This window comes from Pseudomonas donghuensis, from assembly GCF_000696345.2.
GTDB classification, from domain to species: Bacteria; Pseudomonadota; Gammaproteobacteria; order Pseudomonadales; family Pseudomonadaceae; genus Aquipseudomonas; species Aquipseudomonas donghuensis.
This window is the reverse complement of the sequence record NZ_CP071706.1, coordinates 4,259,208-4,272,497: the sequence shown is the minus strand read 5'-3', so window position 1 is coordinate 4,272,497 and position 13,290 is coordinate 4,259,208. Positions and strand designations below refer to the sequence as shown.

At 63.2% G+C, this 13,290-nt stretch carries 10 protein-coding genes; 6 read left to right on the top strand and 4 right to left on the bottom strand.

Going from position 1 to position 13,290, the window contains the following annotated elements:
- Positions 1-6 precede the first annotated feature (6 nt).
- Both BV82_RS19870 and BV82_RS19865 read left to right on the top strand, forming a co-directional pair.
- Entirely contained in the window at positions 7-2,463 is a 2,457-nt protein-coding gene (locus BV82_RS19870) for an EAL domain-containing protein (protein WP_036996557.1), read from the top strand.
- A 36-nt stretch (positions 2,464-2,499) separates the two neighbouring features.
- Positions 2,500-3,294, top strand: a complete 795-nt coding sequence (locus BV82_RS19865; RefSeq protein ID WP_036996556.1) for an iron-containing redox enzyme family protein — start codon at positions 2,500-2,502, stop codon at positions 3,292-3,294.
- A 2-nt stretch (positions 3,295-3,296) separates the two neighbouring features.
- On the opposite strand, the gene BV82_RS19860 is transcribed toward BV82_RS19865, so the two are convergent.
- From BV82_RS19860 to BV82_RS19845, 4 genes are all read right to left on the bottom strand, one after another.
- The gene (locus BV82_RS19860; protein WP_010224149.1) at positions 3,297-4,037 is read right to left on the bottom strand and encodes a YciK family oxidoreductase; all 741 of its coding nucleotides are present in this window, start codon (positions 4,035-4,037) and stop codon (positions 3,297-3,299) included.
- A gap of 98 nt (positions 4,038-4,135) precedes the next feature.
- A complete protein-coding gene (gene mupP / locus BV82_RS19855; protein WP_036996555.1) occupies positions 4,136-4,807 on the bottom strand; it encodes an N-acetylmuramic acid 6-phosphate phosphatase MupP in 672 nt (223 codons plus the stop codon).
- 2 nt (positions 4,808-4,809) lie between these two features.
- Positions 4,810-5,508: a bifunctional 2-polyprenyl-6-hydroxyphenol methylase/3-demethylubiquinol 3-O-methyltransferase UbiG gene (gene ubiG, locus BV82_RS19850; RefSeq protein ID WP_036996554.1), complete on the bottom strand. Its 699-nt coding sequence runs from the start codon at positions 5,506-5,508 to the stop codon at positions 4,810-4,812.
- 61 nt (positions 5,509-5,569) lie between these two features.
- Positions 5,570-6,901, bottom strand: coding sequence for a TRZ/ATZ family hydrolase (locus tag BV82_RS19845; RefSeq protein WP_036996553.1), 1,332 nt, complete (start codon positions 6,899-6,901; stop codon positions 5,570-5,572).
- Positions 6,902-7,009: 108 nt separating this feature from the next.
- On the opposite strand from BV82_RS19845, the gene mtnA reads away from it, so the two are divergent.
- The 4 genes from mtnA to pheA all read left to right on the top strand — a co-directional run bounded on the left by mtnA (position 7,010) and on the right by pheA (position 13,285).
- Positions 7,010-8,086 (top strand): S-methyl-5-thioribose-1-phosphate isomerase, encoded by a 1,077-nt coding sequence (gene mtnA / locus BV82_RS19840; protein ID WP_010224145.1) that lies wholly within the window; start codon positions 7,010-7,012, stop codon positions 8,084-8,086.
- A 278-nt stretch (positions 8,087-8,364) separates the two neighbouring features.
- Complete coding sequence (gene gyrA, locus BV82_RS19835; protein ID WP_010224144.1) at positions 8,365-11,004, top strand: DNA gyrase subunit A; 2,640 nt, start codon at positions 8,365-8,367, stop codon at positions 11,002-11,004.
- Positions 11,005-11,105: 101 nt separating this feature from the next.
- Positions 11,106-12,191, top strand: coding sequence for a 3-phosphoserine/phosphohydroxythreonine transaminase (serC, locus tag BV82_RS19830; RefSeq protein WP_010224142.1), 1,086 nt, complete (start codon positions 11,106-11,108; stop codon positions 12,189-12,191).
- Positions 12,191-13,285 carry a prephenate dehydratase gene (pheA, locus tag BV82_RS19825; RefSeq protein WP_010224140.1) on the top strand — a complete coding sequence of 365 codons (1,095 nt, stop codon included), beginning with the start codon at positions 12,191-12,193 and terminating at the stop codon, positions 13,283-13,285. The genes serC and pheA overlap by 1 nt, the downstream gene beginning before the upstream one ends.
- The last annotated feature ends 5 nt before the right edge of the window (positions 13,286-13,290 follow it).

The window sequence follows — 13,290 nt, the reverse complement described above, 5'->3', positions numbered from 1 at the left end:
GACCTCATGAAGCGAAAACGGACTCTCGAAGCGCCAAAGTTGTTGGGCATTATCTGGCCATTTGTTGCTGTTGTACTGTTTCAGGCCTTGCTCGGGAGCATCAGCCTGTACGCGCTGTCGGCAGTGCGTGGTTATGTGGCGGGCGAGAGCTTGTGGTCCAAGGGCCAGAAAGACGCTATCTATTACCTCAACCTGTACGCTGACAGCCGCGACGAGGCGGTTTTCAAAAAGTATCGCAAGGCGATTGCCGTGCCCCAGGGTGGCCATGACCTGCGCGTAGCCCTCGACCTGCCGAGCCCGGATATCGACGCCGCGCGCCGTGGCATTCTCCAGGGCGGCAACCATCCCGACGACGTGTCCAGTGTGATCTGGCTGTACCTGAACTTTCACCAGGTCAGCTATATGCAGGAGGCCATCGAGCTGTGGGCGGTCGGTGACGGATTCCTGCGCCAGCTGGATGAAGTCGCCGAGCAGATGCACAACGGTTTTCGTTCAGGCCAGGCCGATGCCCGTAGGGTCGCGGGCTGGAAGGCGCAGATTGCTGCGATCAACGATGCCGTGACCCCGGCCGCGCGGGCTTTCAGCGACGCCCTGGGCGAAGGCTCGCGAATGTTGCTGCGGGTATTGCTGGTCACCAACCTTGCGACCGCACTGTTCCTGATTGCCCTGGCCTGGATGCGCTCGAGCAAGCTGCTGGCCCAGCGCCAGGCCTTTGCCAATGCCCTGGAAGTGGAGAAGGAGCGGGCGCAGATCACCCTCGAATCCATCGGCGATGGCGTCATCACCACCGATGTCGAAGGCTGTATCGCCTACATGAATCCCGCGGCCGAACAGCTGACCCACTGGCATGCGGCCCAGGCCCAGGGTTTGCCCCTGGCGGCGCTGTTCAGCCTGCTGGACGAGAATGCCGAAAAAGACAGCCTGACCCTGGTCGAGCGCGTACTTGAGGGCGGGCTCAAGGGCGGCAGCGAACACACCAAACTGATCCAGCGTCTGGACGGCAGCACTGTGTCGGTCACCCTGGTGGGCGCGCCGATCATGGCTGAAGGCAAGGTCAGTGGCATCGTCCTGGTGCTTCACGACATGACCCAGGAGCGTCAGTACATCGCCAACCTGTCCTGGCAGGCGACCCACGATGCCCTGACGGGCCTGGCCAATCGCCGCGAGTTCGAATACCGCCTGGAACTGGCGCTCAATGCGCTGGCACGCAAACCGGCGCGCCACTCCTTGATGTTTCTTGACCTGGACCAGTTCAAGCTGGTCAACGATACCTGTGGCCATGCTGCCGGGGACGAGCTGCTGCGCCATATCTGCGCCGTGTTGCAGGCCGGGCTGCGCGAAGGCGATACCCTGGCGCGGCTGGGTGGCGACGAGTTCGGCATCCTGCTGGAGAACTGCCCCCAGGAGCAGGCTGAACGCATTGCCGAGAGCTTGCGCCAGGCGGTGCAGAGCCTGCACTTCGTGTGGAAGGGGCGGCCATTCATGACCACCGTGAGCCTGGGGCTGGTGCATATCGCCCAAGGGCCGGCCACCCTGGAAGCCTCGCTGCGGGCAGCCGACATGGCGTGCTACATGGCCAAGGAAAAGGGCCGCAACCGCGTGCAGGTGTACCACGCCGACGACAGTGAGCTGTCCATGCGTTTTGGCGAGATGGCCTGGATCCAGCGCCTGCACGTGGCCCTGGAAGAGAACCGCTTCTGCCTCTATGCCCAGGAAATTGCCGCCCTGGGGTCCCATGAAGGCGTCGGGCATATCGAGATCCTCCTGCGCCTGCACGACGAGAGCGGCCGCATCATCCTCCCTGACAGCTTCATTCCCGCCGCCGAGCGCTATGGCCTGATGACCGCGCTGGACCGTTGGGTGGTGCGCAGTGTGTTCAAGGTCATCCGCCAATGCCTGGACGAGCAACGTGACGGCCCATTGGCCATGTGCGCGATCAACCTGTCGGGCAGCAGTATCGGTGACGACAAGTTTCTTGAGTACCTGCAGCGGCTGTTTGCCGAGTTCGCCATTCCGCCGCACATGATTTGTTTCGAAATCACTGAAACCAGCGCAATCGCCAACCTGGGCAGTGCCATCCGCTTTATCAACGAGCTCAAGGGGCTAGGTTGCCGGTTCTCGCTGGATGACTTCTGCGCCGGTATGTCGTCGTTCGCCTATTTGAAGCATTTGCCTGTAGACTTCCTGAAAATCGACGGAAGTTTTGTCAAGGACATGCTCGATGACCCGATCAACCGGGCCATGGTCGAGGTGATCAACCACATCGGTCACGTGATGGGTAAACGCACCATCGCCGAGTTTGTCGAAACCCCGTTGATCGAGCAGGCCCTGCAGGAGATTGGCGTCGACTACGCCCAGGGATACCTGATCGAGCGGCCACAGGTGTTCACCTGTGACAGCTTGCAGCGCAAACGGATTGCTGCAAGGCCCCTGCTGTTCAAGGCGCCGGGGACCTTTCGCTGAGATCCACCGAAAATCACAAGGAACAAGGAGCTGACAGTGATTGACGCGTTTATTCGTACTGGTCCATTGATGGACCCCAGCAGTTACCCGTTTTGGGCCCAGCAGTTGATCAAGGACTGCAGCGAGAGCAAGCGTCGGGTGGTGGAGCACGAGCTTTATCAACGTATGCGTGATGGTCGCCTCAGTGGCCGGACCATGCGTCAGTACCTGATTGGCGGCTGGCCGGTGGTCGAACAGTTCTCCCTGTACATGGCCAAGAACCTCACCAAGACCCAGTACGCCCGCCACCCCGGCGAAGACATGGCGCGGCGCTGGCTGATGCGCAACATCCGCGTCGAACTCAACCATGCCGATTACTGGCTGTTCTGGGCCCAGGCCCATGGCGTCAGCCTCGAAGACCTGCAGGCGCAGCAAGTCCCCAGCGAACTCAATGCCCTCAGCGACTGGTGCTGGCACACGTGTGCGACCGATTCGCTGGTGGTTGCCATTGCCGCTACCAACTACGCCATCGAAGGTGCAACCGGTGAGTGGTCGGCGCTGGTTTGCTCGACTGGCGTCTACGCCCAGGGTTTCCCGGAGGAAGGCCGCAAGCGCGCCATGAAATGGCTGAAGATGCACGCCCAGTACGACGACGCACATCCGTGGGAAGCCCTGGAGATCGTCTGCACCCTGGCCGGCAACAACCCGTCGGTGGCGCTGCAAACCGAACTGCGCCGGGCCGTCTGCAAGAGCTACGACTACATGTTCCTGTTCCTTGAGCGCTGCATGCAGCACGAGCAGGAACAGCGCCAGCAGCCCGCCCGGGCGCGGGCGGAGCTGGCCGAGGGCTGAGCTTACTGGGCGTTGAAGGCCTGGCCGTTGATGCCAGTGCTGTCCGGGCCCATCAGGTACAGGTAGACCGGCATGATCTGCTCTGGCAGCGGATTGTTTTCCGGGGTTTCCGCAGGGTAGGCCTGGGCGCGCATGCTGGTACGGGTGGCGCCCGGGTTGACACTGTTGGCACGCACCGGCGCCACCCCTTCAAGCTCGTCGGCGAGGGTCTGCATCAGGCCCTCGGTGGCGAACTTCGACACCCCATAGGCACCCCAGTAGGCTCGGCCTTTGCGCCCGACGCTGCTGGAGGTGAAGATCACCGAGCCATCCGCCGACAGCTTGAGCAGCGGCAGCAGGGTGCTGGTGAGCATGAACATGGCATTGACGTTGACCTGCATCACGCGCATGAAGTTGTCGCCCGAGAGCTGCTCCAGCGGCGTGCGCGGGCCGATGATCGAGGCATTGTGCAGCAGGCCGTCGATATGGCCGAACTCGGCTTCGATCATCGCTGCCAGCTCGTCGTACTGGTGCGGCAGGGCGGTTTCCAGGTTGAACGGAATGACCGCGGGTTTCGGGTGGCCAGCCGCTTCGATCTCATCGTAGACCTGGCTCAGGTTGGCTTCGGTCTTGCCCAGCAGCAAGACGGTGGCGCCATGGGCGGCGTAGCTCTTGGCCGCGGCCGCACCGATGCCGCGACCGGCGCCGGTGACCAGAATGGTCCGGCCTTTGAGCAGGTCGGGGCGGGCAGAGTAATCGAACATGGGGTTACCTCTAGATAGGTGATGGCTTCATCGCTGGCAAGCCAGCTCCCACAAGGTTGGTGGTGACCTGTGGGAGCCGGCCTTGCCGGTACGAAGGTTCAGCAGCCGCAAAGCGCGTTATCGAGCACTTTGCGCAGCTCCAGCGGATGATCGACCACCACATCCGCGCCCCAGTTGTTGGGGTTGTCATCTGGATGAATGTAGCCGTAGCGCACCGCCGCAGTGCGGGTGCCGGCATCGCGGCCCGACTCGATGTCACGCAGGTCGTCGCCGACGAACAGCACGCTGGCCGGGTCCAGGTTGAGGGTCTTGCAAGCGAGGATCAGCGGCTCGGGGTCCGGCTTGCTGTTCTTCACGTGGTCCGGGCAGATCAGCAGCGCCGACCGTTCGCTCAGGCCCAGTTGCTGCATGATCGGCTCGGCGAAGCGCACCGGCTTGTTGGTGACCACGCCCCAGATCAGGTTGCCTTTCTCGATGTCGGCCAGCAGTTCGGCCATGCCGTCGTAAAGCTTGCTGTGCACCGCGCAACCCTGCTGGTAACGCTCGAGGAACTCCAGGCGCAGGGCCTCGAAACCTTCGGCTTCAGGGTCGAGGTCGAAGGTCACCGACACCATGGCCTTGGCGCCGCCCGAGACCACGTCGCGGATTTTCTTGTCGTCGATGGGCGGCAGGCCGCGCTCGGCGAGCATGGCCTGGCAGATGGCGATGAAGTCCGGCGCCGTGTCGAGCAGGGTGCCGTCCATGTCGAAAAGTACCGCTCGCAAACGCATGCTTATTCCTCGCGCAGGGTCTGGATCATGTAGTTGACGTCAACGTCGTTGGCCAGCTTGTAGTGCTTGGTCAGCGGGTTGTAGGTCAGGCCGATGATGTCCTTGACGGTCAGGCCGGCATCGCGGCTCCAGGCGCCAAGCTCGGACGGGCGGATGAATTTCTTGAAGTCGTGGGTGCCGCGCGGCAGCAGCTTCATGATGTATTCGGCGCCGATGATGGCGAACAGGTAGGCCTTGGGGTTGCGGTTGATGGTCGAGAAGAACACCTGGCCGCCGGGCTTGACCATGCGGAAGCAGGCGCGAATCACCGAGGACGGGTCCGGCACGTGCTCGAGCATCTCAAGGCAGGTAACCACGTCGAACTGCTCGGGCATTTCTTCGGCCAGGGCTTCGGCGGTGATCTGCCGGTACTCGACGTTGACCCCGGACTCGAGCTGGTGCAGCTGGGCCACGGCCAGCGGCGCTTCGCCCATGTCGATACCGGTGACGGTGGCGCCGCGCAGGGCCATGGCCTCGCTGAGGATGCCACCGCCGCAGCCGACGTCGAGGACTTTCTTGCCGGCCAGCTTGACCCGCTCGTCGATCCAGTTGACCCGCAGCGGGTTGATGTCGTGCAGCGGCTTGAACTCGCTCTCGCGGTCCCACCAGCGGTGGGCCAGGGCTTCGAACTTGGCGATTTCGGCGTGGTCGACGTTGCTCATGGAACAGTCCTCTGAATCTTGGATAATTTGCTCTTGCCCGCCAGCACTGGCTGCCGGGCGCTTATTCGTTGCGCTCGCCGATCCGCTGGCCCCAGGCGCAGGCGGTGGCGTGCAGGGCCTGTTCGTCCAGGCGGGTCAGGCGCCGGTCGTCAAGCAGTGGCTTGCCGGCAACCCAGACGTGCTTCACGCAGTCCCGGCCGCTGGCGTAGATCAGTTGCGAAACCGGGTCATACACCGGTTGCTGGGCCAGCCCCGAGAGGTCAAAGGCGACCAGGTCGGCGGCCTTGCCCAGCTCCAGCGAACCGGTAATCGCCTCCAGGCCCAGGGCCCGGGCGCCATTGAGGGTGGCCATGCGCAGCGCCCGGTGGGCGTCCAGGGCGCTGGCCGAACCGGCCACGGCCTTGGCCAGCAGTGCCGCGGTACGGGTTTCGCCGAGCAGGTCGAGGTCGTTGTTGCTGGCCGCGCCATCCGTGCCGACGGCAACGTTGACGCCAGCCTGCCACAAGCGCTCGACCGGGCAGAAGCCGCTGGCCAGCTTGAGGTTGGACTCCGGGCAGTGCACCACACTGGTGTTGCTTTCTACCAGCAGGGCCAGATCCTCGTCGCTGACCTGGGTCATGTGAACCGCCTGCAGGCGCGGGCCGAGCAGGCCGAGACGGGCCAGTCGAGCCAGCGGGCGCTCGCCACGGGTCTGCAGCGATTGCTCGACCTCGAAGGCGGTTTCATGGATGTGCATGTGGATCGGCGCGTCCAGCTCTTCGGCAATGACGCGGATCTTTTCCAGGTTGTCGTCGCTCACCGTGTACGGCGCATGCGGGCCCAGCGCTACACTGATGCGTGGGTGGTGGCGCAGGTCGCCGAACAGCTCGATGCCCAACTGCAGGGCTTCGTCGGTGCTGCGCGCGCCGGGGATGGGGAAGTCCAGCAGGGGCACGGCGATCTGCGCGCGAATGCCGCTGAGGTGCACGCGCTCGCTGGCGATCTTGGGGTAGAAGTACATGTCGCTGAAGCAGGTGATACCGCCTTTGACCTGCTCGGCAATGGCCAGGTCGGTGCCGTCACGCACGAACGCTTCATCGACCCAGCGCCCTTCGGCCGGCCAGATGTGCTCTTCGAGCCAGGTCATCAGCGGCAGATCGTCGGCCAGGCCGCGAAACAGGGTCATCGCCGCGTGGCCGTGGGCGTTGATCAGTCCGGGGCTGAGCAGGCAGCCCGGCAATTCGCGGGTTTCGCTGGCAATAAACGCCTGGGCCTGGCTGCGCGGGCCGATGAACACGATCTGCCCATCGCGGATGCCCAGGCCGTGATCCTTCAATACCACCCCGGCAGGTTCGACCGGCACCAGCCAGGTAGGCAGGAGCAGCAGGTCGAGCGGCGTAGCGGGTTTGGGCATGACAGGTTTCCCTGGGCGACTGGAAGTGAGGGCGAAGTATACCCGAGCGTCCGCGCCTGGGGCTCGCTATAATCGTCCGCTTTTGATGTCCGAATGATGGGGTGAGGCATGCGCGATCGACTAATGGCTGCAGAGAAGGTGAAAGCCATCGATTGGCGGGATGGCACCCTTTATCTGCTCGACCAGCGCGCGCTGCCGGGCGCGCAGGTCTGGCTGGCCTGCGGCGATGCCGCTGCGGTGGCCGAAGCCATTCGCTCGATGGCGGTGCGCGGCGCTCCGGCCATCGGCATCAGTGCCGCCTACGGCCTGGCCATGGCGATTCGCCAGCGCCTGGCCGCTGGTGGTGATTGGGAAATGGCCCTGGAAGAGGACTTCGAGCTGCTGGTGCATGCCCGGCCAACCGCCGCCAACCTGTTCTGGGCCCTGAACCGCATGCGTGAACGCCTGCTGCGGCTCAAGCCGGGCGATGACGTACTGGCCATCATGGAGGCCGAAGCCATGGCCATCCACGACAGCGACCGCGAAGCCAACCTGACCATGGCCCAGCTGGGCGTGGAACTGATCCGCAAGCACCAGGGCAACGAGCAGACCATCCTTACCCACGGCAATACGGGTGCTCTGGCCACCGGTGGTTTCGGCACGGCCCTTGGGGTGGTGCGCGCCGCGTACCTGGAGGGCATGATCGAGCGTGTCTATGTCGGTGAAACCCGCCCGTGGCTACAGGGTTCGCGCCTGAGTGCCTGGGAGCTGGCAGGCGAGGGCATCCCGGCAACCATCACCGCCGATTCCGCCGCCGCCCACCTGATGAAAACCAAGGGCATTACCTGGGTGATCGTCGGCGCCGACCGCATCACCGCCAATGGCGATGTGGCGAGCAAGATCGGCACCTATCAGCTGGCGGTCAACGCCATGCACCATGGCGTGCGTTTCATGGTCGTGGCGCCCAGTTCGAGCATCGACATGAATCTTGAGAGCGGCGATGACATCCTCCTCGAAGAGCGCAGCGCCAGCGAGTTGCTGGAACTTGGCGGCGAGCCGCTGGGCGCCACTTTCGAGGCGTTCAACCCGGTGTTCGACGTGACCCCGGCCGACCTGATCGACGTGATCATCACCGAAAAAGGCATTGTCGAGCGCCCGGATACGGTGAAGATGGCGCAACTGATGTGCCGCAAGCGTTTGCATTGAGTCTTTGCCCTCGTCTGCGGCCTGCTGTAGCGGCTAACGGGCGTTATCGACGAGCAGTAGGGTAGTAGTGCCGCAGGCTACTCCCACCCTCTGGGCGATTGTGGTAACATCCGACGGTTTCCAAGGCCGCCCTGCGGGGCTGTCTTTACTGCGCAGATCCATGGCATAACTCGTTGATTTGTCGTAAGTCGTTGCAAGGAGTCACTTTGCAGCGGCGAGCTTCGTTCGTCCCATATGGATGTGACGAGGTTTCACCAGAAAAAGGAATCAGGCTTCTCATGGGCGAACTGGCCAAAGAAATCCTCCCGGTCAATATCGAAGACGAACTGAGACAGTCCTACCTCGACTACGCGATGAGCGTCATTGTCGGGCGTGCACTGCCCGATGCGCGTGATGGCTTGAAGCCCGTGCATCGCCGCGTTCTGTATGCGATGAGCGAACTGGGTAACGACTGGAACAAACCGTACAAGAAATCCGCCCGTGTGGTCGGTGACGTGATCGGTAAGTACCACCCGCATGGTGATACCGCCGTTTACGACACCATCGTACGTATGGCCCAGCCGTTCTCGTTGCGTTACCTGCTGGTCGACGGCCAGGGTAACTTCGGTTCGGTCGACGGCGACAACGCCGCCGCCATGCGATACACCGAAGTGCGCATGACCAAGCTGGCCCACGAACTGCTGGCCGACCTGCACAAGGAAACGGTCGACTGGGTACCCAACTACGATGGTACCGAGCAGATCCCGGCGGTCATGCCGACCAAGATCCCCAACCTGCTGGTCAACGGTTCCAGCGGTATCGCCGTGGGTATGGCGACCAACATTCCGCCGCACAACCTCGGTGAAGTCATCGACGGTTGCCTGGCGCTGATCGACAACGCCGACATCACCGTCGATGAACTGATGCAGTTCATCCCCGGCCCCGACTTCCCGACCGCGGCGATCATCAACGGCCGCCAGGGCATCATCGAGGCCTACCGCACCGGCCGTGGCCGCATCTACATGCGCGCCCGCTCGATGGTCGAAGACATCGACAAGGTCGGTGGCCGCCAGCAGATCGTCGTCACCGAGCTGCCGTACCAGTTGAACAAGGCGCGTCTGATCGAGAAGATCGCCGAGCTGGTAAAAGAGAAAAAACTCGAAGGCATCACCGAGCTGCGCGACGAGTCCGACAAGGACGGTATGCGCATTGTCATCGAGCTGCGTCGTGGCGAAGTGCCGGAGGTGATCCTCAACAACCTCTACGCCCAGACCCAGCTGCAGAGCGTCTTCGGCATCAACGTGGTGGCGCTGATCGACGGCCGTCCGCGGGTGCTGAACCTCAAGGAGCTGCTCGAGGCCTTCGTTCGCCACCGCCGCGAAGTGGTCACCCGCCGTACCGTGTTCGAACTGCGCAAGGCGCGCGAACGCGGGCATATCCTTGAAGGCCAGGCGGTTGCCCTGTCCAACATCGACCCGGTGATCGCCCTGATCAAGGCTTCGCCGACGCCGTCCGAGGCCAAGGAAGCGCTGATCAGCACGCCGTGGGAATCCAGCGCCGTGCAGGTGATGGTCGAGCGCGCTGGCGCCGACTCCTGCCGCCCGGAAAACCTTGACCCGCAGTTCGGTCTGCGTGATGGCAAGTACTTCCTGTCGCCGGAACAGGCCCAGGCCATTCTGGACCTGCGCCTGCACCGCCTGACCGGCCTTGAGCACGAGAAGCTGCTGGCCGAGTACCAGGAGATCCTCAACCAGATCGGCGAGCTGATCCGCATCCTCAACAGCGCCGAGCGCCTGATGGAAGTGATCCGCGAAGAGCTGGAGCTGATCCGTGCCGAATACGGCGACGTGCGCCGCACCGAGATCCTCGATGCGCGCCTGGACCTGACCCTGGGCGACATGATTCCGGAAGAAGACCGGGTCGTGACCATCTCCCATGGTGGCTACGCCAAGACCCAGCCGCTGGCCGCCTACCAGGCCCAGCGTCGCGGTGGTAAAGGCAAGTCGGCTACCGGCGTCAAGGACGAGGACTACATCTCGCACCTGTTGGTCGCCAACAGCCACACCACCCTGCTGCTGTTCTCCAGCAAGGGCAAGGTGTACTGGCTCAAGACCTATGAAATTCCCGAGGCCTCCCGTGCCGCGCGCGGTCGACCGCTGGTCAACCTGCTGCCGCTGGACGAGGGCGAGTACATTTCGACCATGTTGCCGGTCGAGGAGTACACCGAAGGTCACTTCATCTTCATGGCTACCGCCAACGGCACCGTGAAGAAGACCCCGCTGGAGTCCTTCAGCCGTCAGCGCAGCGTTGGCCTGATCGCTCTGGAGCTGGACGAAGGCGATGTGCTGATTTCCGCGGCCATCACCGATGGCGAGCGTGAGGTCATGCTGTTCTCCGACGCCGGCAAGGTCACCCGCTTCAAGGAGTCCGACGTTCGCGCCATGGGCCGTACCGCCCGCGGTGTGCGTGGCATGCGCCTGGCCGAAGGGCAGAAGCTGATCTCCATGATCATCCCGGAAGAAGGCAGCCAGATCCTCACCGCTTCCGAGCGTGGTTACGGCAAGCGGACCGAAATCGGCGAGTTCCCCGAGTACAAGCGTGGCGGTCAGGGCGTTATCGCCATGGTCAGCAACGAGCGTAACGGCCGCCTGGTCGGTGCGGTGCAGGTGCAGGACGGTGAGGAAATCATGCTGATTTCCGACCAGGGCACCCTGGTCCGTACCCGTGTCGGCGAAGTCTCCAGCCTGGGCCGTAACACCCAGGGTGTGACCCTCATCAAGCTGGCCAGCGACGAGACCCTGGTGGGTCTGGAGCGGGTCCAGGAGCCGTCCGAAGAGGAAGGTGACGAGGACTTCGACGCCGAGGTGGAGGGCGCTGACGTGGACGCCGATGCGGCGCCACAGGCCGACGCTGCCGACGAAGAGGCACAGCCGGAATAATCAAGTAGTAGCGTAACCCTGGTGGGGGAGGTCGCGGCAGTCGGGCACAGCTCGCTGCCCGACCGGCTCCTGCGGACATCAAGAGCAGAGCGAGAGTGGATGTGAGCAAACGAGCCTTTAACTTCTGCGCAGGCCCTGCTGCGCTTCCCGACGCTGTTCTGCAGCGCGCCCAGGCTGAAATGCTGGACTGGCGTGGCAAAGGCCTGTCCGTGATGGAAATGAGTCACCGTAGCGATGACTACGTGGCCATTGCCGAGAAGGCCGAGCAGGATCTGCGCGACCTGATGTCCATTCCCACCAATTACAAGGTCCTGTTCCTGCAGGGCGGTGCGAGCCAGCAGTTCGCCGAGATCCCGCTCAACCTGCTGCCCGAAGAGGGGACCGCCGACTATATCGAAACCGGTATCTGGTCGAAAAAAGCCATCGAAGAGGCTCGCCGCTACGGCAACATCAACGTTGCTGCCAGCGCCAAGCCTTACGACTACCTGGCCATCCCTGGCCAGAACGAGTGGGAGCTGAGCAAGAATGCCGCCTACGTGCACTACGCCTCGAACGAGACCATCGGTGGTCTGGAGTTCGACTGGGTGCCGCAGACCGGTGATGTGCCGCTGGTGGTCGACATGTCCTCGGACATCCTTTCGCGTCCGGTCGATGTCTCCAACTTCGGCCTGATCTACGCCGGCGCCCAGAAGAACATCGGCCCGAGCGGCCTGGTGGTGGTGATCGTCCGCGAAGACCTGCTCGGCCGCGCCCGCAGCAGCTGCCCGACCATGCTCGACTACAAGGTCGCGGCCGACAACGGCTCTATGTACAACACCCCGGCGACCTATTCCTGGTACCTTTCCGGGCTGGTCTTCGAGTGGCTGAAAGAGCAAGGCGGCGTCGAGGCCATGGAGCAGCGCAACCGGGCCAAGAAGGACCGCCTGTACGGCTTCATCGACAGCAGCGAGTTCTACACCAACCCGATCAGCGTCAATGCCCGTTCGTGGATGAACGTGCCGTTCCGCCTGGCTGACGAGCGCCTGGACAAGGCGTTCCTCGCTGGCGCCGACGCTCGCGGCCTGCTCAACCTCAAGGGGCACCGCTCGGTCGGCGGCATGCGCGCCTCGATCTACAACGCCCTGGGTCTGGATGCCGTTGAAGCGCTGGTTGCCTACATGGAAGAATTCGAGAAGGAGCATGGATGATGTCTGAGCAGGAACTCAAAGCGCTGCGGGTGCGCATTGACAGTCTCGATGAGAAGATCCTCGAGCTGATCAGTGACCGTGCCCGTTGCGCGCAGGAAGTGGCGCGGGTCAAGACTGCGACCTTGGCCGAAGGCGAGACCCCGGTATTCTATCGCCCCGAGCGTGAAGCCCAGGTGCTCAAGCGCGTGATGCAGCGTAACCAGGGGCCGCTGGGCAACGAAGAGATGGCGCGTTTGTTCCGCGAAATCATGTCGTCGTGCCTGGCCCTGGAACAGCCGCTCAAGGTGGCCTACCTGGGCCCTGAGGGGACCTTTACCCAGGCGGCGGCGCTGAAGCATTTCGGCCATGCGGTGATCAGCAAGCCGATGGCGGCCATCGACGAAGTGTTCCGCGAAGTGGCGGCCGGTGCCGTCAACTTTGGCGTGGTGCCGGTGGAAAACTCCACCGAAGGTGCGGTCAACCACACCCTCGACAGCTTCCTTGAGCACGATATGGTGATCTGCGGCGAAGTCGAGCTGCGTATTCACCACCACCTGCTGGTGGGCGAGAACACCAAGACCGACAGCATCAGCCGTATCTACTCCCACGCCCAGTCGCTGGCCCAGTGCCGCAAGTGGCTGGACGCTCACTACCCGAATGTCGAGCGCGTCGCGGTGTCGAGCAACGCCGAAGCGGCCAAGCGGGTCAAGGGCGAGTGGAACTCGGCGGCGATCGCCGGCGACATGGCGGCTGACCTGTACGGCCTGACCCGTCTGGCCGAGAAGATCGAAGACCGTCCGGACAACTCCACGCGCTTCCTGATGATCGGTAACCAGGAAGTGCCGCCGACCGGCGATGACAAGACCTCGATTATCGTTTCCATGAGCAACAAGCCGGGCGCCTTGCACGAGTTGCTGGTGCCGTTCCATGAGAACGGCATCGACCTGACTCGTATCGAGACTCGTCCTTCGCGCAGCGGTAAATGGACCTACGTATTCTTCATCGATTTCGTCGGCCACCACCGCGACCCGCTGATCAAAGCCGTGCTGGAGCAGATCAGCCAGGAAGCCGTGGCCCTGAAGGTATTGGGTTCCTACCCCAAAGCGGTACTCTGAAGCGA

What these genes read in the sequence shown, in the direction of transcription:
- BV82_RS19870 (WP_036996557.1), top strand. Translation starts at nt 7, where the DNA reads ATGAAGCGAAAACGGACTCTCGAAGCGCCAAAGTTGTTGGGCATTATC.
- BV82_RS19860 (WP_010224149.1), bottom strand. Translation starts at nt 4,037, where the DNA reads ATGTTCGATTACTCTGCCCGCCCCGACCTGCTCAAAGGCCGGACCATT.
- mupP (WP_036996555.1), bottom strand. Translation starts at nt 4,807, where the DNA reads ATGCGTTTGCGAGCGGTACTTTTCGACATGGACGGCACCCTGCTCGAC.
- ubiG (WP_036996554.1), bottom strand. Translation starts at nt 5,508, where the DNA reads ATGAGCAACGTCGACCACGCCGAAATCGCCAAGTTCGAAGCCCTGGCC.
- BV82_RS19845 (WP_036996553.1), bottom strand. Translation starts at nt 6,901, where the DNA reads ATGCCCAAACCCGCTACGCCGCTCGACCTGCTGCTCCTGCCTACCTGG.
- mtnA (WP_010224145.1), top strand. Translation starts at nt 7,010, where the DNA reads ATGCGCGATCGACTAATGGCTGCAGAGAAGGTGAAAGCCATCGATTGG.
- gyrA (WP_010224144.1), top strand. Translation starts at nt 8,365, where the DNA reads ATGGGCGAACTGGCCAAAGAAATCCTCCCGGTCAATATCGAAGACGAA.
- pheA (WP_010224140.1), top strand. Translation starts at nt 12,191, where the DNA reads ATGTCTGAGCAGGAACTCAAAGCGCTGCGGGTGCGCATTGACAGTCTC.